Origin of the sequence: Kitasatospora sp. NPDC056731, assembly GCF_040687675.1 — a bacterium.
Lineage (GTDB): Bacteria > Actinomycetota > Actinomycetes > Streptomycetales > Streptomycetaceae > Kitasatospora.
The window spans coordinates 12,446-36,156 of record NZ_JBFBNR010000016.1; the positions used below are offsets into that span (position 1 = coordinate 12,446).

Below are 23,711 nucleotides of genomic sequence, written 5' to 3' on the forward strand. Positions count from 1 at the left end.
GCCCTCACGCGCTCGCGCCGGGGCGGTCCTTCAGGAGCGCTTCCAGGAGGTGGGGGACGCGGACGTGCAATCCTCCTTCGGGCCGGGCTCGCCGCGCACCAGGTCCCAGAGGTTCCATTCGCCCCACGTGGTCCATGAGTCCGCCGAGGCCCATGAGCGTGGCGGGTGAGGCGGGCGCGGACACGGCTTCGGCGGGCACTTCTTGTCCTCGACCGTGATCGTCACACACGGGCAGTCCGCGGTCAGTTCGACCGTGGTCACCGCGGTCTGGGGCAGTTCGTAGCCGGGGGGAGCGGTGGTCTCCTGCCAGTAGTAGGTGCCGAACGGAAGGTTGTCCGCGGAGCAGACGCCGTCCGTCCCGGTGGTGCAGGGGGAGCCGACGGGGGTGTCGGGGTTGGTTCCGGTGGTTTGGAGGCCGGGGACGCCGTTGGTCTCGTGCCAGAGCTGGAAGGTGGCGCCGGCCAGTGGTTGTCCGGTGGCGGAGTCGACCTTGGTGACCGTGGTGGAGCCGGTCGGGGTGGTGGTCTTGGTGTCCTGGACGGTGACGGGGATGCTCTGTCCGTCGGTGTCGAGGACCACGGTCGTCACCGCGGGCTGCGGCAGGTCGTAACCGGGGGGAGCGGCGGTTTCCTGCCAGTAGTAGGTGCCCAGCGGGAGGCCGGTTGCGGAGCAGGTGCCGTTCGCTCCGGTGGTGCAGGGGGAGCCGACGGGGGTGTCGGGGTTGGTTCCGGTGGTTTGGAGGCCGGGGGTGCCGTTGGTCTCGTGCCAGAGCTGGAAGGTGGCGCCGGCCAGTGGTTGTCCGGTGGCGGAGTCGACCTTGGTGACCGTGGTGGAGCCGGTCGGGGCGATGGTCTTGGTGTCCTGGACGGTGATCGGGACGTTCTGTCCGTTGGTGTTGAGGACGATGGTGGTGACGTTGAGTTCCGGCAGGTCGTAGCCGTTGGGCGCCGATACTTCTTGCCAGTAGTAGGTGCCCAGCGGGAGGCCGGTTGCGGAGCAGGTGCCGTTCGCTCCGGTGGTGCAGGGGGAGCCGACGGGGGTGTCGGGGTTGGTTCCGGTGGTTTGGAGGCCGGGGACGCCGTTGGTCTCGTGCCACAGCTGGAAGGTCGCGCCGGCCAGAGGCTGCCCGGTGGCGGAGTCGACCTTGGTCACGCTGGTGGACGCGGTCGGGGCGGTGGCTTTGGTGTCCTGGACGGTGATCGGGACGTTCTGTCCGTTGGTGTTGAGGACGACGGTGGTGACGTTGAGCTGCGGCAGGTCGTAGCCGGGGGGTGCGGCGGTTTCCTGCCAGTAGTAGGTGCCGAGGGGGAGGCCGGTTGCGGAGCAGGTGCCGTTCGCTCCGGTGGTGCAGGGGGAGCCGACGGGGGTGTCGGGGTTGGTTCCGGTGGTTTGGAGGCCGGGGACGCCGTTGGTCTCGTGCCAGAGCTGGAAGGTCGCGCCGGCCAGAGGCTGCCCGGTGGCGGAGTCGACCTTGGTCACGCTGGTGGACCCGGTCTCGACGATCGGGGACTTGGTGTCCTGGACGGTGACCGGGACGTTCTGCCCGTTCGTGTCGAGGACCACGGTCGTCACCGCGGGTTGCGGCAGGTCGTAGCCGGGGGGTGCGGCGGTTTCCTGCCAGTAGTAGGTGCCGAGCGGGAGACCGGCCGTGGAGCAGACGCCGTTAGCCCCGGTGGTGCAGGGGGCGCCCACCTCGGTGTCCGGGGTGGCCCCCGAGGTCTGGAGGCCGGGGACGCCGTTGGTCTCACGCCACAGCTGGAAGGTGGCCCCCGCCAGGGGCTGCCCCGTGACGGAGTCGACCTTCGTCACGCTGGTCGAGGCGGTGGGAGTGGGACTTCCGCACGCCGGAAGATCGCCGTTGAAGGGGTAGGCGTGGAACTCGGTCCCGGTCATCCCCGAGCCGGAGTTCTGCAGCAGCGAACCGGTGGTGAAGAACCGTCCGTTCAGACCGGGCAGGCTCATGGTGGCGGTGCTGGCCGGGTTGCCGACCAGCACACTGCCCTGGAACTGCCCCGATCCCTTGAGCGTGACGGACGTCGCGGCGGGGAAGTTCCACAGGAGGCGCTCGCGCAGCCGGTTCCAGGGGTCGGTGTCCTGGAGGCTCCCGCTGTAGGTGTTGATGGTGCGGGCGCCGCCCACGAGGTTGACGAGTACCGTCGCGTTCGCGGGGATGCCGGCGAACGCGATGCCCTGGGTGGAGCCTCCGTTCCCGGCGATGTCGAAGTCGACGTTGAAGACCTGGAGTGCGGAGGTGCCGTCACCGGTGAACAGGGTCTGGAACCCCTGGTTGACCGCGGTTCCGGTGGCGGGGCGGGGTGTGCCGACCCCGGCGTAGCACTCGCTCGCCGTCTGCAGCTGGCCGCGCAGTGGCGTGTAGGCGGCCACGGCCTGTGCTTCCTGGACCTTCGTACCGACGATGGTGCCCGTGGCCGTGCCCGCGTAGCGGACGACGCCGCCCTCCGCCAGGAGCCTCTGCCCCGGGGCCACCGTGACGTTGCCTCCGGCGGTGAGGAAGTCGGCGCCGTCCGGCGGGGGGACCCGTGAGCCGACGCCGACGATGCCGATGTTGTAGACGGAGCTGGCTCCCGGGGCTTTGTTCAGGTCGAAGTTGCCGAGGGTCACCACGTGCCCCTCGGCCTCCGCGGCGGAACCGCCGACGTTGAAGTCGCCGCCGACGAAGATGTTGATTCCGGCGTCGCGGCCTGCGAAGGGACCGTTGTTGACCGGGGGGAACGTCGCGGGACAGTCCGCACCCAGGCACGGCCCGAGGCCGCCCGGGAGACCGGCCGCGTACGCGGCCGGTGGTGCGACGAGTGACATGCCGAAGGGCACGAGCGTCAGGGCCAGGACGGAACCCACCGTCCTGCCGAGTCGGCGTCTCCAGGTGACGGTGGTCACCGGGTTCTGACTGGGCTTCACCTCAGTCCTCTCACCATGTGGACCCAATGGGGCCCTCGGAGTGTTCCGGGCTGGAGGGCCGAGCATCGCGACTCACTGGTGTTGTCATCTGAAAATCGTGTTAATGCACCCGTTCGGCTGTGTGTCGACGGCCGATCGGTCCGGGCGCGAGGGACGGCCTCCGGCCGTCGGCGGTCACTGGCCCTGCTGGTCCGCCGTGTACGACTCCATCGCGTGGTTGAAGCGGGCCAGCAGGGCGCAGAACGCCTGCTGCTCCTCGGGCGGCCAGTCGGCCGTCAGGCGGCGGGTCAACTCGGCCCGCCCGTCGCGGACTTCGGCCAGTCGGCCGGAGCCGACCGGGGTCAGCGCGAGGCGTACGGCGCGGCGGTCGGCCGGGTCCTGGACCCGGCCGACCAGCCCGCCCGCGACCAGCGGGGCGACCTGCCGGGTCACCGTGGAGGAGTCGACGCCGAGCGACTCGGCCAGCGCCTTGACGTTGGCGGGCCCGTGCCGCTCCAGGCGGTCGAGCAGCAGGTAGGCGGCCCGGTCCAGCGCGCCGAGACCGCCGCCGGTGGTCCGGACCTGGTCCATCCGGCGGGCGAACACCGCCAGCTGGTACTGGAGTCGGGCGTGCACGGGGTCGGTGCGGTCGGTGGCCTGGGGCGAGGTCGTCGTCATCGCGGCTCACGATCGTCGTGCGGTGAGGGAGGCTCAGAAGCAGCAGCGTACGCGGGCGGAGCGGGCCCGGGAACAGCCCCGGCATCCCGGATTGCCGGTGTCGACCACCGTAGGCTGGCGTTATGCACAACTGGCCGGTCACCCTCGACGACGTCCGCGGCGCCCAGAAGATGCTCGCCGGAATCGCCCGGGTGACGCCGATGGAGGGCAGCCGGTACCTGTCCGGGCTGATCGGCGCGCCGGTCCACCTGAAGTGCGAGAACCTCCAGCGCACCGGTTCGTTCAAGCTGCGCGGCGCGTACGTGCGGATCGCCGGGCTCTCGCCGGTGCAGCGGGCCGGCGGGGTGGTGGCGGCGAGCGCGGGCAACCACGCGCAGGGGGTGGCGCTGGCGGCCGCGCTGCTGGGGGTGCACTCGACCGTGTTCATGCCGGTCGCGGCGCCGCTGCCCAAGGTCGCGGCGACCCGGGAGTACGGCGCGCAGGTGCGGCTGCACGGCGCCACGGTGGACGAGGCGCTGCAGGCCGCGCAGCGGTACTCGGAGGCGACCGGCGCGGTGTTCATCCACCCCTTCGACCACTGGGACGTGGTCACCGGCCAGGCGACCGTCGGGCTGGAGATCCTGGAGCAGTGCCCCGAGGTGCGGACCATCCTGGTCGGGGTGGGCGGCGGTGGCCTGCTGGCCGGGATCGCGGCGGCGGTCAAGCCGTTGCGGCCGGACGTCCGGGTGGTGGGGGTGCAGGCGGCGGGCGCGGCCGCGTACCCGCCCTCGCTGGCGGCCGGGCGGCCGGTGTCACTGGAGCACTACGCCACGATGGCCGACGGGATCATGGTCGGTCGGCCCGGGGACATCCCGTTCGAGGTGATCAACTCGCTGGCGGACGGCGTCCGGACGGTCTCCGAGGACGCGCTGTCGCGGGCCCTGCTGCTCGGCCTGGAGCGGCTGAAACTGGTGGTCGAACCGGCCGGGGCGGCCCCGATCGCGGCGCTGCTGGAGCAGCCGGACTCCTTCGAGGGGCCGGTGGTGGCCGTGCTGTCCGGCGGCAACATCGACCCGCAGCTGATGCAGCGGGTGCTGCGGCACGGGCTGGCGGCGGCTGGCCGGTACCTGTCGCTGCGGGTGCGGCTGGCGGACAAGCCGGGCTCGCTGGCCGACCTGCTGGGGGTGCTGACCAGGCTGGACGCCAACGTGCTGGACGTCGCGCACGTGCGGATCGACCCGCGGCTGGGGCTGACCGAGGTCGAGGTGGACCTGCACCTGGAGACCAAGGGGCCGGAGCACTGCGCGGCCGTGGTCGGCGAGCTGCGGGACGCGGGGTACGTCGTTTCCAGCTGAGTTCGGAAGGCGCCTGAGGCGCTTGGGGGGCTGGGTGTCTCGGGCGCCGGACGGTGCGGGGCGGGCCTCGGTGGATGTCAGTGGTCCCTGTCACGATGGCGGAGCCCTATGCCTTGACGCGATATATCGCGTGCTGCCAGACTCGCGATACATCGCGTTCTGTGCCCTGGTAGGCGAAAACCGAGTCGCCCGCATGCCCGAAAAAGGGGCAGAGTGTGACAGATCGCCCATATTCGTCCGAGGAGATGAGGCAGGCCATGGCGCCAGCCATCCAAGCCGAGAACCTGGTCAAGACCTTCGGCGACGTACGAGCCCTGGACGGCGTCAGCCTCGACGTCCCCGAGGGCACGGTGCTCGGGCTGCTCGGCCCGAACGGCGCCGGCAAGACCACCACCGTGCGGGTCCTCACCACCCTGCTGCGCCCCGACTCGGGCCGCGCGGTGGTCGCCGGCGTCGACGTGCTCAAGCACCCCAACAAGGTCCGCAGCCTGATCGGCCTGTCCGGCCAGTACGCGGCGGTCGACGAGTACCTCACCGGCTTCGAGAACCTCCAGATGGTGGGCGAGCTCTACCAGATGAGCGCCCGTCAGGCGAAGGTGAGGGCGCTGGAGCTGCTGGAGTGGTTCAACCTCACCGAGGCCAAGGACCGCACCGCCAAGACCTACTCCGGCGGCATGCGCCGCCGCCTCGACCTCGCCGCCGCGCTGGTCGTCCGGCCGCCGGTGATGTTCCTCGACGAGCCGACCACCGGCCTCGACCCGCGCAACCGGCTCGCGCTCTGGGAGGTCATCGAGACCCTGGTCGAGCAGGGCACCACGCTGCTGCTCACCACCCAGTACCTGGAGGAGGCCGACCGGCTGGCGCACGACATCGCCGTCGTCGACCACGGCCGGGTGATCGCCCGCGGCACCGCCGACCAGCTCAAGGCCCAGATCGGCGGCGAGCGGATAGAGGTCGTGGTGCACGAGCCGGGCCTGGTCGCCGACGCGGTCGCGGCGCTGTCCGGGTACGCGCTGGGCGAGCCGGCGGTGGAGAAGAACACCCGCCGGATCACCGTGCCGGTCAGCGGCGGCGCCCGGGTGCTCGCCGACGTCATCCGCGAACTGGACGCCCGCGGCATCGAGATCGACGACATCGGCCTGCGCCGCCCGACCCTGGACGACGTGTTCCTCACCCTCACCGGCCACGTCGCCGAGGCGGTGGAGGAGGAGAACGGCTCCGGCGGCCGCGGCCGGGGCGGCCGAGGCAAGGGCGGGCCGCCCGCCGAAGGGCCGTCCGCCGAGGGGCCGGACGGCTCCGACGGCCAGGGACCGGACAAGCAGGCCGTCGCGGCCGGAACGGAGCGCTGAGATGAGCACCGCCACCGAGCACGCCATCGGCGAGGCGATGCCCAGGCAGCGCCGCGGCATCGCCGCCACCCTGCACGACTCCTGGGTGGTCGCCAAGCGCAACCTGCGCCGGATGACCAGGATCCCCGAGATCGTGGTCTTCGGGCTGATGCAGCCGGTCATGTTCGTGCTGCTGTTCTCGTACGTGATGGGCGGGGCGATCAAGATCCCCGGGGCGAGCTCCAGCTCCGACTCGTACATCCAGTTCCTGATGGCCGGCATCTTCGCCCAGACCGTCACCTTCGCCGTCGCCGGCGCCTCCGCCGGGATCGCGGAGGACATGACCAAGGGCCTGGTGGACCGCTTCCGCTCGCTGCCGATGGCCCGCTCGGCGGTGCTGGTCGGCCGCACCCTGGCCGACCTGTGCCAGACCGCGTTCACCGTGATCGTGCTGGCCCTGGTCGCGCTGCTGGTCGGCTGGCGGATCCACGACGGCGTGCTCAACGCGCTCGGTGCCTTCGGCCTGCTGCTCCTGCTCGGCTACGCGTTCTCCTGGATCGGCGCGCTGATCGGCCTCTCGGTGCGCAGCCCCGAGGCGGCCACTTCGGCCGGCCTGATCTGGCTGTTCCCGCTGACCTTCGTCTCCAACGCCTTCGTGCCGGTCAGCTCGATGCCGGGCTGGCTGCAGACGGTCGCGTACTGGAACCCGTTCAGCGCCACCGTGCAGGCCTGCCGGGACCTGTTCGGCAACCAGGTCGGCCCGGTGGACGCCACCTGGCCGATGCAGCACGCCGCGCTGGTGTCGGTGCTCTGGTCGGTGCTGATCACCGCGGTGTTCTCCTGGCTGTCGGTGCGCAAGTACCGCTCGGCCGTGGGCTGAACCGCGCCCGGTACGCCGCGAGGGCGGCCGCGGAGTCCCTGGACTCCGCGGCCGCCCTCGTCGGTCGGTCAGGTCTGGTCAGGCCTGGGCAGGCCGGATCAGGCTTGGTCAGCCGGCGTGCGGCACGACCTTGACGATCTTCACCATGGCGGGCTTGCCGTTCGGCAGCTCGTAGGTCGCCTCGTCGCCGATCTGCTTGCCGTCGATCGCGCGGCCCAGCGGCGACTGCGGCGAGTAGACGTCCATGGTGTCGGAGCCGGCGACCTCGCGCGAGGCGAGCAGGAACTCCATGGTGTCGTCCTCGTCGCCGTCGAAGGCGACCGTGACGACCATGCCCGGGGCCACCACACCCGAGTCGGCCGGCGCCTCGCCGACCTTGGCGCGCTCCAGCAGCTGGGTCAGCTGGCGGATGCGCAGCTCGTACTTGCCCTGCTCCTCCTTGGCCGCGTGATAGCCGGCGTTCTCCTTGAGGTCACCCTCCTCGCGCGCCGCCTCGATCTTCTGGGCGATCTCGATGCGCCAGGGCCCGGTCAGGTGATCCAGCTCGGCCTTCAGCTGGTCGTAGCCGGCCTGAGTGAGCCAGGTCACGTTCTCACTGGTCTGGGTCACGGGTGCTCCTCGTAGGTGCTGGGGCTGTGCTGCGGGTGTGAGTCGTCAGCAGGGTTGGTGGTGATATCGGTCGTAACTACAAAGCAACGCCCGCTCCCGTACCATCCGGTGCGGAAGGGGCGAAACCACGAGCCTAACAAGTCCTGCCGACAAGCAGAAGGGTCGTTGGCGCGCCATTGACGTCGGCGTTGCGCCACGGTGTACAGCGAATGCGCCACGGTGTACGGCGGTGGTGCGTTCCGGGCCGGGTGCGGGACTTCCTACGGATGCCCGTTCTCCCGATCGGTTATGCGCCGGTGTCCGGCAGAGTACCGGTGGTGCCCGGCAGAGTACCGGTGAGCGGGACGCGGTGCCGGTGCGACTCGGCGGGCGGGCCTCCTGCGCAGGCGGCCGGGCCCACTCCTTCGCGCTTCTTCGCGGGCCTACTTCTTCGCGGGGGGCTTACTTCTTCGCCGGCGTGCAGCCCAGCAGTTCGGCGGTGGTGCCGCGGGCGGTGGTCCGCAGCGTGACCACGGCGTCGTAGCTGGAGCCGTCGGCCGGCACCGGGAAGTCGGCCACCCCGACCACCGAGCCGTCCGAACCCTGCGAGCGGACCGTGCAGCTGCCGGCCGTCCCGCCGCTCTTGCGTACCGCCAGGTGCAGCTCGACCTCGGAGTCCGAGACCGCCTGGAAGGTCGGCACCGAGCCGTTGATCGTGGTCTCGCGCAGCAGGTAGGAGCCGCCCAGCCAGGCCACCAGGCCCAGGCCCAGCACGCCGCAGACCGCGCCGGCCACCTTCAGGCGGCGGTCCGAATCGCGGTCGCCGCGCCGGCCGTAGCGCCCCTCGGGCAGCTGCGGGGTGGTGGTGCTCGCGTTCATCGGACCCAGTCCTCTCCTGACGGGAGGGGCCGCGCGAGTGGTGCGGGGGAATGCGACGCTCCTCCAGTCCGTCACTATAGGAGGGGCACGCCCGCGGCCGGTCCGGCGGGGGCGGGGCTCGACCGGGCCGGGGTACGTCCGCGGCCGGTCCCGCGGCGACGCGGCCCCGACGTGAGCGGCTCGTACGGTGGGCGGACCGGACTTCGCGGAACGCCCGATATGTGGAAGGAACGCAAGGCGTTGACTGAGCAGTTGCGACTGATGGCGGTGCACGCCCACCCGGACGACGAGTCCAGCAAGGGCGCGGCCACCATGGCCATGTACGTCGAGCAGGGAGTGGACGTGCTCGTGGCCACCTGCACCGGGGGCGAACGCGGGTCGGTTCTCAACCCCAAGCTCCAGGGGGACCCGTACATCGAGGAGAACATCCACGAGGTGCGCCGCAAGGAGATGGACGAGGCCCGGGCGATCCTGGGCGTCAAGCAGGCCTGGCTCGGCTTCGTCGACTCGGGCCTGCCCGAGGGCGACCCGCTGCCCCCGCTGCCCGAGGGCTGCTTCGCCCTGGAGGACGTGAAGGAGGCGGCCGAACCGCTGGTCCGGCTGATCCGGGAGTTCAAGCCGCAGGTCATCACGACCTACGACGAGAACGGCGGCTACCCGCACCCCGACCACATCATGACCCACAAGATCACCATGCTGGCCTTCGACGCCGCCGGCGACCCGGACGCCTACCCGGAGGCCGGCGAGCCCTGGCAGCCGCTGAAGGTCTACTACAACCACGGCTTCCCGATGGGCCGCATCCGCGCCCTGCACCAGTACCTCACCGAGCACGGCCACGACTCGCCGTACGGAGAGTGGATCGCGGGCTGGGAGAAGAGCGGCCGCCAGGAGCGCGAGATCACCACCCGGGTGAGCTGCGGCGACTGGTTCGAGACCCGCGACCGCGCCCTGATCGCCCACGCCACCCAGATCGACCCCGACGGGCCGTGGTTCCGCGTCCCGCTGGACGTCCAGCGCGAGGTCTGGCCCACCGAGGACTACGAACTCGCCCGTACCCTGATCGACGTGGACCTGCCGGAGGACGACCTGTTCGCCGGCCTGCGCACCCCCACCCTGGCCGTCGAGGCCGCCGACACGCGCGACTGAACCACCCCCCGATGGCCCGGCTCCCCGTGAGCCGGGCCACCATAGAGATATGAGCGCCCCCGTGAACCTCGTCAACCTCGCCGCCGACCTCGCCGTCGACGACGCCAAGGTCACCCCCGGACTCCTCGGCTTCGTCGTCTTCGCCGCCCTCGGCGTGGCCACCTGGTTCCTGGCCAAGTCCATGAACCGGCAGTTCAAGAAGGTCGACTTCGCGGAGGAGCCGGAAGCCCCCAAGGAGTAGCGCGCGGGCGCGTGCGGGGCCCGGCTCGCCGCAGCCGGCGTCCCGGCGCCCGGCCCCCGATGCGCGAGGATGGGGGGCATGCCGAACCGTCTCGCGGACGCGACCTCGCCGTACCTGCTGCAGCATGCCGAGAACCCGGTCGACTGGTGGCCCTGGGGGCCGGAGGCGTTCGCGGAGGCGGAGCGCCGCGGGGTGCCGGTGCTGCTCAGCGTCGGGTATGCCGCGTGCCACTGGTGTCATGTGATGGCCCACGAGAGCTTCGAGGATGCCGGGGTCGCCGGGTACCTGAACGAGCGGTTCGTCGCCGTCAAGGTGGACCGGGAGGAGCGGCCCGACGTCGACGCCGTCTACATGGAGGCCGTGCAGGCCGCCACCGGGCAGGGCGGCTGGCCGATGACGGTGTTCCTCACGCCCGACAAGGAGCCGTTCTACTTCGGCACCTACTTCCCGCCCGAGCCCCGGCACGGGATGCCGTCCTTCCGGCAGGTGCTGGAAGGCGTCGACGCCGCCTGGCGGGGCCGGCGGCAGGAGGTCGCGGAGGTCGCCGGGCGGATCCGGGCCGACCTCGCCGAGCGTGCCGCCGTCTACTCGGCCGGTGCCCACCACCCGCCCGCCGGTGCCGATCTGCACCAGGCGCTGGTCACCCTCAGTCGGGAGTTCGACGACCGGCACGGTGGCTTCGGGGGCGCGCCCAAGTTCCCGCCGGCCATGGCCGTCGAGTTCCTGCTGCGTCACCACGCCCGCACCGGCTCCGAGGCGGCCCTGGAGATGGCCGTCCGCACCGGCGAGGCGATGGCCCGAGGCGGCATCCACGACCAACTCGGCGGCGGCTTCGCCCGGTACGCGGTCGACGCCGGCTGGGTCGTGCCGCACTTCGAGAAGATGCTGTACGACAACGCCCTGCTGCTGCGCGCCTACCTGCACCTGTGGCGGGCCACCGGCTCCCCGCTGGCCCGCCGGACCGCGCTGACCACCGCCGACTTCCTGCTGCGCGAACTGCGCACCCCGGAAGGCGCGTTCGCATCCGCGCTGGACGCCGACAGCCTCGACGAGGAGACCGGGAAGTCCACCGAAGGCGCCTACTACGTGTGGGAGCCAGGCCAGTTGGTCGACCTGCTCGGCCCCGCCGACGCGGCCACCGCCGCCCGGCTGTTCACCGTCACCGCCGGCGGCACCTTCGAACACGGCACTTCCGTCCTCCAACTCCTCGCCGATCCCGAGGACTTCGCCGAGTGCGAGACCATCCGCGCCCGGCTGTTCGAGGCCCGCACCCGGCGGCCCGCCCCCGCCCGCGACGACAAGGTCGTCGCCGCCTGGAACGGCCTCGCCATCGCCGCCCTCGCCGAGACCGGCGCCCTCCTGGAGCGCCCCGACCTCGTCGAGGCCGCCGAACGCGCCGCCGACCTGCTGCTCGCCGTCCACCTCACCCCCGACGGCCGGCTGCTGCGCACCTCCCGCGACGGCCGGGCCGGCACCAACGCGGGCGTCCTGGAGGACTACGCCGACACCGCCGAGGGCTTCCTGGCCCTGTACGCCGTCACCGGCGACGCCGCCTGGCTGCAACTGGCCGGCGGACTCCTCGACACCGTGCTCAAGCACTTCACCGACGAGGCCTCCGGCGCGCTCTACGACACCGCCGACGACGCCGAGGAACTCATCCGGCGCCCCCAGGACCCCACCGACAACGCCACCCCGTCCGGCTGGACCGCCGCCGCCGGCGCCCTGCTCACCTATGCCGCCTACACCGGCTCCGACCGGCACCGGACGGCCGCCGAACGGGCCCTCGGCATCGTCGGCTCGCTCGCGTCCCGGGCCCCCCGGTTCATCGGCTGGGGCCTCGCCGTCGCCGAGGCGCTGCTCGACGGGCCGCGCGAAGTCGCCGTCGTCGGCCCGGCCGACGACCCGGCCACCGCCGCACTGCGCCGGGCCGCGCTGCTCGGCACCGCGCCCGGGGCGGTCGTCGCGGTGGGCTCGCCGGCGGGCCCGGCGGACGGTTCGGCGGCGCGCCCGGCGGATGGTCCGGCGGACGGTTCAGCGGAGGACGGTGGCGCGGAGGTGCCGCTGCTGGCGGACCGGCCGCTGGTCGGCGGAGCGCCCGCCGCCTACGTCTGCCGGCACTTCGCCTGCGAAGCGCCGACCACCGACCCGGCAGTCCTCGGCGAGCGGCTGGGCGTCGTCGTCGAATAATCCGCTGGTGGGAGGGGCGCGGCCGGGCCAGAATGGGCCATGACCTGGACCTTGAGCAGCTCGTTCGACGACTTCCGGCGCCACGCGGAAGAGTTCCTCGCCGCCCGCCCGGCCGAGAGCACCGTCCTGCTCACGGTCGTCCACCGGCTGGCCGAACGCGGCCTGGACGTGTTCGGGCAGCGGCCACCGGTCTTCGGCTGGTGGCACCCGGCGGACGGCGGCCCGGTCGAAGGAGCCTTCCTCCAGACGCCGCCGTTCAGCCCCCGGCTCTCCTGCACACCGGCGGCGGCAGCCGAGCTGGCGGTCGAACTGGCCGCCGCCGGGAGCGAGTTCACCGAGGTGTCCGGCGTCGGCGGAGGTGCGGACGCGGTCCGGGCCTTCGCCGCGGCCTGGACCGCCGCCACCGGCGCCGACCAGTCCGTCCGCTTCAACGAACGGCTCTACCGGCTCGGCGAGTTGACCGACCCGCCCCGCCCGCCCGCCGGCCACCACCGACCCGCCACACCGGCCGACCGCGAACTGGCGATCCGCTGGTACGAGGAGTTCCTCGTCGAAGCCGGGGTCGACCTGCCCAACATCCCCCAGGCCGTCGACGACCGGATCGCCACCGGCGGCCTCCACCTGTGGGAGGACGGCCGCCGCCCCGTCGCCCTGGCCGGCAGCAGCCCGGTGATCGCCGGCATGTCCCGCATCGGCCCCGTCTACACCCCGACCGACCAGCGCGGACGCGGCTACGCCAGCGCCGTCACCGCCGCCGCCTCCGCCCACGCCCTCGCCCAGGGGGCGGCCGAGGTCCTGCTCTACACCGACCTCGCCAACCCGACCAGCAACTCCATCTACCAGCAGATCGGCTACCGGCCGGTCGAGGACTGCCTGACCCTGAACTTCACGACGCAGGACGGAAGTCACGCGTAGTCGACCGGACGGCCGCCGACCACCTTCGTGTTGAAGGGGTCGGCGGCCGAAGTCGCGACGGGTGCCGGCAGATGGTCCGCGTTCACATACGTCTGCGCGCAGGTCAGCAGATTGCCGCCGGCCGACTTCATGTCACCGGCCAGGCCGTCCAACATCGCTTTCCAGGCCGCACCGCACCCCTGCAACGCCGCCCCGCTCTGCCAACCCGCCAGACTCCCGGCCGCCTTGGCGCTCGGCTCGGCCAACTTCGCGGTCTCGTCGGGCACTTTCCCGGCGACGGTCAGCGCGCTGTTCCCGGCCGCGGTCAACTCGCCCGGTTTGACGGTGAATCCTGGGTCGCTCGGCACGATGTCCCCCCGGACGTCCGATGTCGGTCGTGGGCTATGGTAGCGGCGAGTACTGGGGGGTGCACTCATGGTTGACACGGATCGGCAAGCGGGAGAGAACCGCCTCGATCTCGCGAGCCTGAAGAACGCCAAGCCGGAGGACCTGCACACGGCGGCGGACGCCTACGACGCGCTGCACAAGGCGTACACGCAGCACACCGCCGACTGGAAGAGCGGTACCGCCGACCGGGTCCACGGATCCGGCTGGACCGGCCCGGCGGCCGACGCCGCCTTCCGCTCACTGGACGGCACCACCAGCCAACTGCACGCCGCCGAAACCGAACTGGCCGCCATCGGCCAGACCCTACGGGACCACGCGGACCTCTTCGGGCTCGCCCAGTCGAAACTCCGGCAGGCCCTCGTCGACGCCACCGCCAAGGGACTGACGGTCAGCGACACCGGGACGGTGAGCTGGCCCCCGGCGACCGGCCCCGTGGACGCCACCTGGGAGACGAAACAGAAGACGGCGGCCGAGGACGTCGCCAAGCGGATCAATGCCGCCATCACGGAGGCGAGTGCGGCCGACCAGGCCCTGGCGGGGCTGCTCAAGGGCTTCACCCAGCACGCGACCAGCAAGTCGGGGCTGACCCTCGCCGTCGCCGAGGCCGACCAGAAGGCCGCGAACAGCCCGGGCTCCCCCTACCTCAGGGACATGCCCGCCGTGGGGGCGCCCCCGACGGAGGTCAACAACTGGTGGAACGGCCTCGACCCGGCGGGCCGGCAGTGGTACATCGACCACCACCCGGAGAACATCGGAAACCTGGACGGGGTCCCGGTGGAGGTGCGGGACGGCGTCAACCAGACGTACCTGGAGAAGCGAGTGAAGGAACTCGAAGGCAGGAACCGGACGAAGGAGGAAGAGGCGGAGTACAAGAAGCTCAGGCCCATCCGGGACCGCCTCTACCAGGACTCCAAGGCGACGGACGGTCGGCCGCGCACCTACCTGATCGGCATCGGCACCGAAGGCCAGGGCCGCGCGATCCTTTCCTTCGGGAACCCCGATACCGCCACCGACATCTCCTCCTACGTGCCAGGAATCACCACCACTCCCGGCTCGCTCGGCCCGGCGAAGCCGGACACCACGCCCGGCACCAACGAGGCGGAAAACGCCTTGAACGTCTGGCGAGAGGCCAACAAGAAGATCAAGCCCGGTGGATCGGCGGCCTCCATCATCTGGCTCGGCTACGACCCGCCGGACATCGACATCAAAGCGGCCACGCCTGAGCGGGCGGTCAAGGGTGCACCTGATTACGCGAGGTTCGTCACCGGGCTCCGGGCGACCAATACGAGCGGCCAGGGCCCGCACATCACCTCGATGGGGCACAGTTACGGCTCGCTCCTCGTCGGACAGGCCACGAAGATGGCCGCCCACCAGGGGAACTACACGCTGCCGGACGACGTGGTGATCATCGGTAGTCCCGGTGTCGGCGTGACGCATGCCTCGGACCTGGGGATGCCCGCCGGGCATGTGTGGGCGGGCGCGGCCGGCAATGACCCGGTCACTCAAATCCCCTCGGCAACCGCCGCGACGGTGCCCTGGCCCTTCGGCGGCTTGGTCGGCGCCGACCCGCACGACCTCTGGTACGGGAGAGACCCGGCGAGCGAGTCCTTCGGGGCCAAGCGCTTCACCGTCGACGGCTGGAGCAAGTCGTGGAGCTGGGAGGACTTCGGGATGCACACCAAGTACCTGGCCCCGGAGACCGGCGGCCCCTCGCTGGGCAACATCGCCTCGATCGTGACGGGCAAGGCCGACGACGTTCACCTGACGGAGGGCCGATGACGACCCGCTGGAAGGTGATCGGCTCGATCGTGCTGTCGTTCGTCGTCACGGTGGCCCTCGGCGCGGTGCTGTTCGCCAACGGGTACGGGCCATTGGCGTTGGCCGATCGATCGGGCCGGGTGGGTACGGGCGAGGCGAAGAGCCGGATCGACCATGTGCTGCGCGTCACCATGGACGGTATTTCACCCTCACTCACCCACGCGGGGGCCGAGTTCGAGGTGCAGCGGGAGGACGACCTCTGGGACGGCGAGCCGAGCATGGGATCGGTTGTCACGGAGGTCGTCATCAGTAGGACCGTGATCTCACGGGCGAAACTGCCGACCCTGATGGACCAGGTGACTCAGGCCTGGAACGCACTCGGGAGCCGAGGGGCCGACCGGTCGGCCCCCTCTGAAGAGGTCCAGTCCCTGAGGGGAATCGGACAGCTCGACGGTGAGACGTTCCTGACGTTCTACGCGAGGCCACAGCAGGACTCGACCTACTTGGTGACGTTCAGGGCAGCGGCTTATGGGGTGCTGTACCAGCCCGCCCATGAGTACAAGCTCGTGCCCCCGCTCGTCCGAACATCGCTCGACGCCAAGGTCGATGTGGTCGACGACCCGTACTGGTCGCACTGACGCCGCCCCCCGTCACTCCCAGTCCCACCTGATTCCCAGCAGGCACGGCCGCAGTGCCGTTGCGACCAGGTGGACGCAGTGGTGGCCGTCCAGGGTCAGTTCCTCCGTTTCGTAGGGGGCTTCGCCCGGGGAGTGGAGGGCGAAGCGGTGGCAGCGGACGGGGAGGGCGGCGGGGTGGAAGGTGATCTGGAGGACGTACTGGCCGGCGCCGGAGTTGAAACCGCGGACGTATTCGCAGCTGGGGTCGGGGGAGGGGGTGTCGTCGAAGCCGTAGCCGAGGAGGTGGGTGTCGCCGGCGCGTAGGCGGCGGTCGAGGAGGAGTTCGGCGACGAGCAGGTGGTGGGTCTGGTCGCGGCGGATGCGGCCGGGGCGGCAGTTCTCTTCGGCGCGGACGCCGACGCGGGTGATGTCGCTGCCGGGGTCGCCCTGGTAGAGGGCGAGGTAGCGGTCGATGCCGTCGCGGTGGGCGCGGAGGGCGTGTTGGGAGTCGCGGCGGGCGAGTTGGCGGTCGGGGCCGAGGCGGATGCGTTCGATGTGGGTGATGGTGTGCAGGCCGGTGTCGCGGGGGCCGGCGATGGTGGCGAGCAGGTCGTCGACGGCGGTGGCGGGGGAGATGAGGTCGCGGTAGGGGCGTACGGGCGGGCCGGCGGGGGTGGTGTCGGCGGCGCGGCGGGGGCCGAGCAGGCGGGTGAGGGAGTGTTCGGGGAGGTCGAGGACGTCTTCGAGGGCGGTGACGGCGCGGAGGGATTCGGGGCGTTCGGGGCGGCGGCGGCCTTGTTGCCAGTAGCTGAGGCTGGTGAGGCCGACGTGGACGCCGCGCAGGGCGAGGTGGCGTCGGATGCGGTGGAGGGTGAGGCCGCGGGTGGCGATGGCGGTGCGCAGGGCGAGGTGGAAGGGGCCGGTGCGGAGGGCGGCGGTGAGGTCGGCCTGGTCGGTGCGGTGGATGACGGCCTCCTGGGGGACGGGTTCGGGCAGACCGTGTTTGACCGTGAATATTCACATCAGGGCGGCGGTTTGTCACCGGTCCTGGTGTGCCACGCGGGGGTTTTCGGGGTGGCGTTCACACCTGTGACCGGTCGTTCACACCTGAACTGTGGTGGTCCTTAGGGTCGTTGACCGGCCTCCGAGGGTGGCGGGATGCTCATGGCGCGATCCGGACCGCGCCCCCACACAGCACCTCGCTCCGCTTGTGCAAGGAGGCATTTCCCCCATGCCAGTTCCACGGATACGGCTGCGCCGCGCGGTCTCGCTGCTCGCCCTCGGCGTGCTGGGCCCGGCGCTGACCGCGGTGGCGGCCGCTCCGGCGCTCGCCGCCCCCGCACAGGACCTCGCTCCCGTCCAGGACCGCGCCCCGGCGCAGGTTCGCCAGGTTGCCGCGCCCGGCAGCACGGCCGATCTGGCCGGCACGTTCAAGAAGCTCAACATCACCATGCAGCAGCAACAGCAGACCAACTGGTGCTGGGCGGCGAGCGGGAACACCATCGCCACCTGGTTCGGCTACAACTACAGCCAGAACCAGTTCTGCAACGCCGCGTTCGGCCGTTCGGCCAACTCCAGCTGCCCCAACAGCCAGGCTTCGCTGGCCGATGTGCAGAACGGGCTGGACTGGGCCGGCATCAACCCGGGTTCGTACGTCACCGGCTACCTGCGCTACAGCACCGTGCAGGCCGAGGTGGACGCGAACCGGCCGATCGAGACCCGGATCCAGTGGAGTTCCGGCGGCGGGCACATGCACGTCGTCTACGGCTACGACACCAGCAGCAACTGGGTGTACTGGGGCGACCCGTGGCCGTCCAACTACCGCTACAACTGGGCGGACTACAACTACTACGTGAACAACAACACGTTCTCGTGGACCCACTCCCTGTACCGGATCGGCGCGTGAGGGCGACCATGACTGACCTCGGAAAGGCCCGTCGGGCCGCCGTCACCGCCCTGCTCGCCGCCGGCCTCGGGCTGGCGCTGGCCCCGGCCGCGCACGCGGACGGGCCGGCCGGCGCCCCGGTGCCGGTGCCCGCCGCGGACCTGGCGAACGCCCGTGGCGTGGTCCAGGACCAGGCCGTCCTCGACAAGGTGGGCCACTTCTTCGCCCGCAAGGGCGTCCCGCCGACCCAGCAGCTGACCATCGGTGCGGCGCAGGAGGCGCAGGCGGCGAGCGCGGCCGCGCCGCGGCTGGCCGGCGACACCGTGCCGGTGTACACCCTGGACGCGGGTTTCGTGGCCGGCGCCCCGGGTGCGCCGGTGGCGAAGGCCGAGTTCACCGCGAGCAAGGTGGTCGCGGCGGACGGTCAGACGGCCTCGGTGTGGACGATCCGGCAGGGTGACTCCTGGCGGGTGGTCAACATCGCCTCCGGTGGTGACGAGAGCGACTACGCGGCGAAGGCGGCCGGCGGCGGTGGCGGTACGGCGTTCCGCGAGCCGCAGGTGAACGCCTGGTACGTGCTGCGCGACGGCCGGGTGCTGCCGCTGGACGACGAGGCCCGGCGCTCGGTGGGCGCGGGCGGGGTGTCGCTGGCCGCGTACCAGAAGCTGGTGCACGAGCGGTACGGGGACAAGCTGCCCGGCTCGGCGTACGACCGGGAGGGCAAGGGCGGCGGCTACCAGCTGGCGGCCGACCAGGAGCGGGCGGCGGGCGGCGGTTCGGCGCTGCCGGCCGTGACGGCGGCCGCGGCCCTGGGCGTCACCGCGCTCGTGGGCGCGGGTGCGGCCGTGCGGCGCAGGGCGGGTGTCCGACGGGGGTAGGGCCTCTCGGGTACGACATGCACGACGTGTGCGACGTGCACGACGTGTGCGACGTGTACGACACGTACGCCATGCGAGACATGCGGCGGGGTCCGGCTGATACAGCCGGGCCCCGCCGTGCTGCGTGCGGCCCCGGCGCGTCAACCTGTAGCCGAGCGGGCGCGCTGCGTGGTGTGTCCTGGAAGTAATGCTTCCGCACAAGGAATTGACGCAACGTTGATCTGTCGTTCGCCGCCCGGGGGCAGCTCCGGGTGACGGACGGTAGATACCATGTGGCAATCGGTCAGTGCTGACTGACGCGTGCCGAGAGCGGAGAAGGGGTGGGGCGGCCGGAGCCGACCACGAGCCCGGCGCCGGGAAAGGGGAGTCGAATGGCCGGCAGGGAGTCGAGCGCCCAGGTGTGGGGTGCGGCGGTGGTGGTGGCGTCCGCGCTCGCCGTGGTCGCGGCCTATCTGATCAACGGGGCGATGCTGGTCCTGGTCGTCGCCGGGGTCGAGGTGTTGCTGCTCATGGTCTACGTGGGTCGCCGTTGGCGGGCGCTGCACCGGCCGGCCGCCCCGCGGGGGCACCGGCCGTCGGCCGTCACCCCGGACGCCGCGCACTGTGAGCGCTGCCGCCGGGCCCGCGAGGCGCTGGACGCCCGGCAGGCGCGTGGCCGCACCGCCGGGCCGGCGGTGGAGCCGTGGCCGGAGGCCGGCGCGGCGGACCACCCGCCGTACTCGCGCCGGCCGCAGGGCCGGGCGCCGTACGAGCGCCCCTGGACAGCGGAACGGGCGGTCGCCCGGTCTGTGGACCGCGCGGCCGCCCGCCGTGGCGCGCCGGGTTCAGCCGGCCGCGCTGTACGCCACCAGTGAGACCCCGACGTACTGCACGATGAACGCGCCCAGGGTGAAGGCGTGGAACACCTCGTGGAAGCCGAACCAGCGAGGTGACGGATTGGGCCGCTTGAGCCCGTACACCACGCCGCCGATGCTGTAGAGCACTCCGCCGACGATCATCAGCACCAGGACGGCGACGCCGCCGGCGTGCAGGAAGTCCGGCAGGAAGAAGGCGGCGGCCCAGCCGAGCGCGATGTACACCGGCGTGTACAGCCAGCGCGGCGCGCCGACCCAGAACACCCGGAACGCTATTCCGGCCAGCGCGCCGCCCCAGGCCACCCAGAGCAGCACCTGCTGGTCGGCGCCCTTGAGCAGCAGGATCGTGAACGGCGTGTAGGTGCCCGCGATGATCAGGAAGATGTTCGCGTGGTCCAGCCGCCGCAGCACGGCGTCCCCGCGCGGGCCCCAGTCGAAGCGGTGGTAGACCGCGCTGACCCCGAACAGCAGCCAGGCGCTGATCGAGTAGATCGCGCAGGCGATCTTGGCGGGGGTGGAGTCGGCCAGGCAGATCAGCACGATCCCGGCGGCGACGGTGGCGGGGAACATCCCGGCGTGCAGCCAGCCGCGCCACTTCGGCTTGCGTCCCGAGGCCTCGTTCTCCGCGCCCTCGTTCTCCGTGCTCTCGACGAGCTCAGCAGTCATGCGCAGCATGCTACCCGCTACCTACGGGGCCGTAGGTTACTGACGCGTAGGAAAGTGGCGATCATCACTCTTGGACGTTTTGGAGTGTTCGAGGTGCCTGCGAGGGCGTCCGGGCCGGGATGTGGACGACCTATTACTGGCCGGTAATCGTACTTACTGTAGTAAAAGATGAGTCAATTTCGACGCTGTGCCTCAGTTTGGCGTCGAAGCCGGAGCTACGCTGCAAGCACCCTCAGACCCCCGCTACGCCACCTCCTCGCCGAGATGGTGTGAAACGGAGCGATCGTGTCGTACGAGATCTCTGCTCTCAGCGCCTCCGCGCCCACCCGCCACCAGCGCCTGCTCGCGTGGGTGAACGAGATCGCCGAGCTCACCCAGCCGGACCGCATCGAGTGGTGCGACGGCTCCGACGAGGAGTACCAGCGCCTCGCGGACCTGCTGGTGGCTCAGGGCACCTTCAAGAAGCTCAACGAGGAAAAGCGCCCCAACTCCTACTACGCCGCTTCGGACCCGACGGACGTGGCGCGCGTGGAGGACCGCACCTACATCTGCTCCGAGCAGGAGAAGGACGCCGGTCCGACCAACAACTGGAAGGCCCCGGCCGAGATGCGGGAGGTCTTCCAGGGCGAGAAGGGACTGTTCCGCGGCGCGATGAAGGGCCGCACGATGTACGTCGTGCCCTTCTCGATGGGCCCGGTCGGTTCCCCGCTGGCCGCGTACGGCGTCGAGATCACCGACTCCGCCTACGTCGCCGTGTCGATGCGCGTGATGACCCGCATGGGCAAGGCGGTGCTGGACCAGCTCGGCGAGGACGGCGACTTCGTCAAGGCCGTGCACACCGTCGGCGCCCCGCTGGCCGAGGGCCAGGCGGACGTGCCGTGGCCGTGCAACAGCACCAAGTACATCTCGCACTTCCCGGAGACCCGGGAGATCTGGTCCTTCGGCTCCGGCTACGGCGGCAACGCCCTGCTCGGCAAGAAGTGCTACGCGCTGCGCATCGCCTCGACCATGGCCCGTGACGAGGGCTGGCTGGCCGAGCACATGCTGATCCTGAAGCTCACCCCGCCGTCCGGCGAGGTCAAGTACGTCGCCGCCGCCTTCCCGTCGGCCTGCGGCAAGACCAACCTGGCCATGCTCCAGCCGACCGTCCCGGGCTGGAAGGTCGAGACGATCGGCGACGACATCGCCTGGATGCGCTTCGGCGCCGACGGCCAGCTCTACGCGATCAACCCCGAGGCCGGTTTCTTCGGCGTCGCCCCCGGCACCGGCGTGGACACCAACGCCAACGCCATCGACACCCTGTGGGGCAACACGGTCTTCACCAACGTCGCGCTGACCGACGACGGCGACGTGTGGTGGGAGGGCCTGACCGAGGAGCCCCCGGCGCACCTCACCGACTGGCGCGGCAACGACTGGACCCCCGAGTCCGGCACCCCGGCCGCCCACCCGAACGCCCGCTTCGCCGTCCCGGCCGCGCAGTGCCCGACCATCGCGCCCGAGTGGGAGGACCAGTCGGGCGTGCCGATCTCGGCGATCCTGTTCGGCGGCCGCCGCGCCACCGCCGTCCCGCTGGTGACCGAGTCCTTCACCTGGCAGCACGGCGTCTTCCTCGGCGCCAACATCGCGTCCGAGAAGACCGCCGCCGCCGAGGGCACCGTCGGCGAGCTGCGCCGCGACCCGTTCGCGATGCTGCCGTTCTGCGGCTACAACATGGGCGACTACTTCGCCCACTGGCTGAAGGTCGGCGCCCAGGCGGACGCCGAGAAGCTGCCGAAGATCTACTACGTCAACTGGTTCCGCAAGAACGCCGAGGGCGCGTTCGTCTGGCCGGGCTACGGCGAGAACAGCCGCGTCCTCAAGTGGATCGTCGAGCGCCTGGAGGGCACCGGCGAGGGCGTCGAGACCCCGATCGGCGTGCTGCCGACCGTCGACGGCTTCGACCTCGGCGACCTGAAGCTGTCCAAGGAGGACCTCGACCTGCTCTTCACCGTGGACGCCGACATCTGGCGCCAGGAGGCCGCGCTGGTGCCGGCCCACCTGGAGCTGTTCGGCGACCACACCCCGAAGGAGCTGTGGGACGAGTACCGGAGCCTCGTCGCGCGTCTCGGCTGAGCCTGAGCCTCAGCAGAGCGAGAGGCGGTCGCGCGGCACGAACCGCGCGCCCGCCGAGTGACAGGACGGCCGGAGTTCCCCCGGACGGTCTTTCCCCGACCAAGGAGACCGCCCGGGCCGGGACTCCGGCCGTAGTGCTTTCCCCGCGCGCCGGGCGCGGGGGTCGCGGCTGCGGTTGCGGCTGCGTGCAGCTGTTCCGGCGTTACGGCTGGGTGTAGCCGCTCAGGAAGTCGCCGATCCGGGTCACCGCGTCGGTGATCTCCTCCGCCCGGGGCAGCGTGACCAGCCGGAAGTGGTCCGGCTCGGGCCAGTTGAAGCCGGTGCCCTGGACCAGCAGGATGCGCTGGGAGCGCAGCAGGTCCAGCACCATCTGGGCGTCGTCCTTGATCTTGTAGACCTTCGGGTCCAGCCGCGGGAACGCGTACAGCGCGCCCTTGGGCTTGACGCAGCTGACCCCCGGGATCTCGTTGAGCAGCCGGTACGCCGCGTCGCGCGAGGCGAGCAGCCGCCCGCCGGGCAGCACCAGGTCGCGGATCGACTGCCGGCCGCCGAGCGCGGCGGCCACCGCGTGCTGGGCGGGCATGTTGGCGCACAGCCGCATCGAGGCCAGCACGGCCAGGCCCTCGATGTAGCTGTGGGCCCGCTGCCGGTCGCCGGAGAGCACCATCCAGCCGGAGCGGAAGCCCGCGACCCGGTACGCCTTGGACAGGCCGTTGAAGGTGACGCAGAAGAGGTCGGGCGCCAGGGTGGCCAGCGGGATGTGCTCGGCGTCGTCGTAGAGGATCTTGTCGTAGATCTCGTCCGCGTAGACCACCAGCCGGTGCCGGCGGGCGATCTCGACGATGCCCTCCAGCACCTCGCGCGGGTAGACCGCGCCGGTCGGGTTGTTCGGGTTGATCACCACGATGGCCCGGGTCCGGTCGGTGACCTTGGCCTCGATGTCGGCGAGGTCCGGGTACCACTCGGCCTGCTCGTCGCAGCGGTAGTGCACCGCGGTGCCGCCGGCCAGCGAGACCGAGGCGGTCCACAGCGGGTAGTCGGGCGCCGGGACGAGCACCTCGTCGCCGTCGTCCAGCAGCGCGGTCATGGCCAGCTGGATCAGCTCGGAGACGCCGTTGCCGAGGAAGACGTCCTCGACGCTCAGCCCGTGCAGGCCGCGGTCCTCGTAGTGCATGACCACCGCGCGGCGGGCGGCGAGCAGGCCCTTGGAGTCGCCGTACCCGTGCGCGGTCGAGAGGTTGCGCAGGATGTCCTGGAGGATCTCCGGCGGTGCCTCGAAGCCGAAGACGGCGGGGTTGCCGGTGTTGAGCTTGAGGATGCGGTGGCCCTGTTCCTCCAGCCGCATCGCCTCGTCGAGTACCGGGCCGCGGATGTCGTAGCAGACATTGGCGAGCTTGCTGGACTGGATGACCTGCATGCCTGCCTACTTTAGGGGCACCTCCGGGCACTCCGGTGCGCGTCCCGGGACGCGCACCGGACC

Annotated in this window: 21 protein-coding genes; 13 read left to right on the plus strand and 8 right to left on the minus strand. The window is 71.4% G+C overall.

The window, feature by feature from the left end; translation table 11 throughout:
• Positions 1-30: 30 nt before the first annotated feature.
• Positions 31-2,919: a SpaA isopeptide-forming pilin-related protein gene (locus tag AB0R04_RS18535; RefSeq protein ID WP_363372416.1), complete on the minus strand. Its 2,889-nt coding sequence runs from the start codon at positions 2,917-2,919 to the stop codon at positions 31-33.
• Positions 2,920-3,093: 174 nt separating this feature from the next.
• The gene (locus tag AB0R04_RS18540; RefSeq protein WP_063348015.1) at positions 3,094-3,576 is read right to left on the minus strand and encodes a MarR family transcriptional regulator; all 483 of its coding nucleotides are present in this window, start codon (positions 3,574-3,576) and stop codon (positions 3,094-3,096) included.
• Positions 3,577-3,698: 122 nt separating this feature from the next.
• Between AB0R04_RS18540 and ilvA the strand changes: the two genes are divergently transcribed.
• The 3 genes from ilvA to AB0R04_RS18555 all read left to right on the plus strand — a co-directional run bounded on the left by ilvA (position 3,699) and on the right by AB0R04_RS18555 (position 7,118).
• The gene (gene ilvA, locus AB0R04_RS18545; protein WP_063348014.1) at positions 3,699-4,910 is read left to right on the plus strand and encodes a threonine ammonia-lyase; all 1,212 of its coding nucleotides are present in this window, start codon (positions 3,699-3,701) and stop codon (positions 4,908-4,910) included.
• A gap of 257 nt (positions 4,911-5,167) precedes the next feature.
• Complete coding sequence (locus AB0R04_RS18550) at positions 5,168-6,259, plus strand: ATP-binding cassette domain-containing protein (protein WP_363372419.1); 1,092 nt, start codon at positions 5,168-5,170, stop codon at positions 6,257-6,259.
• A 1-nt stretch (position 6,260) separates the two neighbouring features.
• The gene (locus AB0R04_RS18555) at positions 6,261-7,118 is read left to right on the plus strand and encodes an ABC transporter permease (RefSeq protein ID WP_063348013.1); all 858 of its coding nucleotides are present in this window, start codon (positions 6,261-6,263) and stop codon (positions 7,116-7,118) included.
• Between the two features lie 108 nt (positions 7,119-7,226).
• Here AB0R04_RS18555 and greA read toward each other — a convergent pair whose 3' ends face one another.
• Positions 7,227-7,727, minus strand: a complete 501-nt coding sequence (gene greA, locus AB0R04_RS18560; RefSeq protein WP_063348012.1) for a transcription elongation factor GreA — start codon at positions 7,725-7,727, stop codon at positions 7,227-7,229.
• A gap of 441 nt (positions 7,728-8,168) precedes the next feature.
• On the minus strand, positions 8,169-8,585 hold the full coding sequence (locus tag AB0R04_RS18565; RefSeq protein ID WP_363372422.1) for a DUF4307 domain-containing protein: 417 nt from the start codon (positions 8,583-8,585) through the stop codon (positions 8,169-8,171).
• A gap of 240 nt (positions 8,586-8,825) precedes the next feature.
• On the opposite strand from AB0R04_RS18565, the gene mca reads away from it, so the two are divergent.
• From mca to AB0R04_RS18585, 4 genes are all read left to right on the plus strand, one after another.
• Positions 8,826-9,731: a mycothiol conjugate amidase Mca gene (gene mca, locus AB0R04_RS18570; RefSeq protein WP_063351176.1), complete on the plus strand. Its 906-nt coding sequence runs from the start codon at positions 8,826-8,828 to the stop codon at positions 9,729-9,731.
• Positions 9,732-9,780: 49 nt separating this feature from the next.
• The gene (locus AB0R04_RS18575) at positions 9,781-9,972 is read left to right on the plus strand and encodes a hypothetical protein (RefSeq protein WP_063348010.1); all 192 of its coding nucleotides are present in this window, start codon (positions 9,781-9,783) and stop codon (positions 9,970-9,972) included.
• A gap of 78 nt (positions 9,973-10,050) precedes the next feature.
• Complete coding sequence (locus AB0R04_RS18580; protein ID WP_363372427.1) at positions 10,051-12,159, plus strand: thioredoxin domain-containing protein; 2,109 nt, start codon at positions 10,051-10,053, stop codon at positions 12,157-12,159.
• Positions 12,160-12,198: 39 nt separating this feature from the next.
• A complete protein-coding gene (locus tag AB0R04_RS18585) occupies positions 12,199-13,074 on the plus strand; it encodes a GNAT family N-acetyltransferase (RefSeq protein ID WP_363372429.1) in 876 nt (291 codons plus the stop codon).
• On the opposite strand, the gene AB0R04_RS18590 is transcribed toward AB0R04_RS18585, so the two are convergent.
• Positions 13,065-13,382 carry a hypothetical protein gene (locus AB0R04_RS18590; protein WP_363372431.1) on the minus strand — a complete coding sequence of 106 codons (318 nt, stop codon included), beginning with the start codon at positions 13,380-13,382 and terminating at the stop codon, positions 13,065-13,067. The genes AB0R04_RS18585 and AB0R04_RS18590 overlap by 10 nt on opposite strands.
• Positions 13,383-13,488: 106 nt before the next feature.
• Here AB0R04_RS18590 and AB0R04_RS18595 point away from each other — a divergent pair, with 106 nt between their 5' ends.
• On the plus strand, positions 13,489-15,240 hold the full coding sequence (locus AB0R04_RS18595) for an alpha/beta hydrolase (RefSeq protein WP_363372434.1): 1,752 nt from the start codon (positions 13,489-13,491) through the stop codon (positions 15,238-15,240).
• Positions 15,237-15,857: a hypothetical protein gene (locus tag AB0R04_RS18600; RefSeq protein ID WP_363372436.1), complete on the plus strand. Its 621-nt coding sequence runs from the start codon at positions 15,237-15,239 to the stop codon at positions 15,855-15,857. The genes AB0R04_RS18595 and AB0R04_RS18600 overlap by 4 nt, the downstream gene beginning before the upstream one ends.
• A gap of 12 nt (positions 15,858-15,869) precedes the next feature.
• Here the strand turns inward: AB0R04_RS18600 and AB0R04_RS18605 are convergent, their stop codons facing one another.
• Positions 15,870-16,802, minus strand: coding sequence for a hypothetical protein (locus AB0R04_RS18605; RefSeq protein ID WP_079136260.1), 933 nt, complete (start codon positions 16,800-16,802; stop codon positions 15,870-15,872).
• A 265-nt stretch (positions 16,803-17,067) separates the two neighbouring features.
• Between AB0R04_RS18605 and AB0R04_RS18610 the strand changes: the two genes are divergently transcribed.
• From AB0R04_RS18610 to AB0R04_RS18620, 3 genes are all read left to right on the plus strand, one after another.
• Complete coding sequence (locus AB0R04_RS18610; RefSeq protein ID WP_363372438.1) at positions 17,068-17,742, plus strand: papain-like cysteine protease family protein; 675 nt, start codon at positions 17,068-17,070, stop codon at positions 17,740-17,742.
• Positions 17,743-17,750: 8 nt separating this feature from the next.
• A complete protein-coding gene (locus AB0R04_RS18615) occupies positions 17,751-18,599 on the plus strand; it encodes a hypothetical protein (RefSeq protein ID WP_363372441.1) in 849 nt (282 codons plus the stop codon).
• A gap of 371 nt (positions 18,600-18,970) precedes the next feature.
• Positions 18,971-19,453, plus strand: coding sequence for a hypothetical protein (locus AB0R04_RS18620; protein ID WP_159398445.1), 483 nt, complete (start codon positions 18,971-18,973; stop codon positions 19,451-19,453).
• On the opposite strand, the gene AB0R04_RS18625 is transcribed toward AB0R04_RS18620, so the two are convergent.
• On the minus strand, positions 19,424-20,119 hold the full coding sequence (locus tag AB0R04_RS18625; RefSeq protein WP_063351175.1) for a hemolysin III family protein: 696 nt from the start codon (positions 20,117-20,119) through the stop codon (positions 19,424-19,426). The genes AB0R04_RS18620 and AB0R04_RS18625 overlap by 30 nt on opposite strands.
• 285 nt (positions 20,120-20,404) lie before the next feature.
• Here AB0R04_RS18625 and AB0R04_RS18630 point away from each other — a divergent pair, with 285 nt between their 5' ends.
• Entirely contained in the window at positions 20,405-22,231 is a 1,827-nt protein-coding gene (locus AB0R04_RS18630; RefSeq protein ID WP_363372444.1) for a phosphoenolpyruvate carboxykinase (GTP), read from the plus strand.
• Positions 22,232-22,433: 202 nt separating this feature from the next.
• Here AB0R04_RS18630 and AB0R04_RS18635 read toward each other — a convergent pair whose 3' ends face one another.
• Positions 22,434-23,648, minus strand: coding sequence for a pyridoxal phosphate-dependent aminotransferase (locus AB0R04_RS18635; protein WP_363372446.1), 1,215 nt, complete (start codon positions 23,646-23,648; stop codon positions 22,434-22,436).
• Positions 23,649-23,711 lie beyond the last annotated feature (63 nt).

What these genes read in the sequence shown, in the direction of transcription:
- AB0R04_RS18540 (WP_063348015.1), bottom strand. Translation starts at nt 3,576, where the DNA reads ATGACGACGACCTCGCCCCAGGCCACCGACCGCACCGACCCCGTGCAC.
- ilvA (WP_063348014.1), top strand. Translation starts at nt 3,699, where the DNA reads ATGCACAACTGGCCGGTCACCCTCGACGACGTCCGCGGCGCCCAGAAG.
- AB0R04_RS18550 (WP_363372419.1), top strand. Translation starts at nt 5,168, where the DNA reads ATGGCGCCAGCCATCCAAGCCGAGAACCTGGTCAAGACCTTCGGCGAC.
- AB0R04_RS18555 (WP_063348013.1), top strand. Translation starts at nt 6,261, where the DNA reads ATGAGCACCGCCACCGAGCACGCCATCGGCGAGGCGATGCCCAGGCAG.
- AB0R04_RS18565 (WP_363372422.1), bottom strand. Translation starts at nt 8,585, where the DNA reads ATGAACGCGAGCACCACCACCCCGCAGCTGCCCGAGGGGCGCTACGGC.
- AB0R04_RS18575 (WP_063348010.1), top strand. Translation starts at nt 9,781, where the DNA reads ATGAGCGCCCCCGTGAACCTCGTCAACCTCGCCGCCGACCTCGCCGTC.
- AB0R04_RS18580 (WP_363372427.1), top strand. Translation starts at nt 10,051, where the DNA reads ATGCCGAACCGTCTCGCGGACGCGACCTCGCCGTACCTGCTGCAGCAT.
- AB0R04_RS18585 (WP_363372429.1), top strand. Translation starts at nt 12,199, where the DNA reads ATGACCTGGACCTTGAGCAGCTCGTTCGACGACTTCCGGCGCCACGCG.
- AB0R04_RS18595 (WP_363372434.1), top strand. Translation starts at nt 13,489, where the DNA reads ATGGTTGACACGGATCGGCAAGCGGGAGAGAACCGCCTCGATCTCGCG.
- AB0R04_RS18600 (WP_363372436.1), top strand. Translation starts at nt 15,237, where the DNA reads ATGACGACCCGCTGGAAGGTGATCGGCTCGATCGTGCTGTCGTTCGTC.
- AB0R04_RS18610 (WP_363372438.1), top strand. Translation starts at nt 17,068, where the DNA reads ATGCCAGTTCCACGGATACGGCTGCGCCGCGCGGTCTCGCTGCTCGCC.
- AB0R04_RS18615 (WP_363372441.1), top strand. Translation starts at nt 17,751, where the DNA reads ATGACTGACCTCGGAAAGGCCCGTCGGGCCGCCGTCACCGCCCTGCTC.
- AB0R04_RS18620 (WP_159398445.1), top strand. Translation starts at nt 18,971, where the DNA reads ATGGCCGGCAGGGAGTCGAGCGCCCAGGTGTGGGGTGCGGCGGTGGTG.
- AB0R04_RS18625 (WP_063351175.1), bottom strand. Translation starts at nt 20,119, where the DNA reads ATGACTGCTGAGCTCGTCGAGAGCACGGAGAACGAGGGCGCGGAGAAC.
- AB0R04_RS18635 (WP_363372446.1), bottom strand. Translation starts at nt 23,648, where the DNA reads ATGCAGGTCATCCAGTCCAGCAAGCTCGCCAATGTCTGCTACGACATC.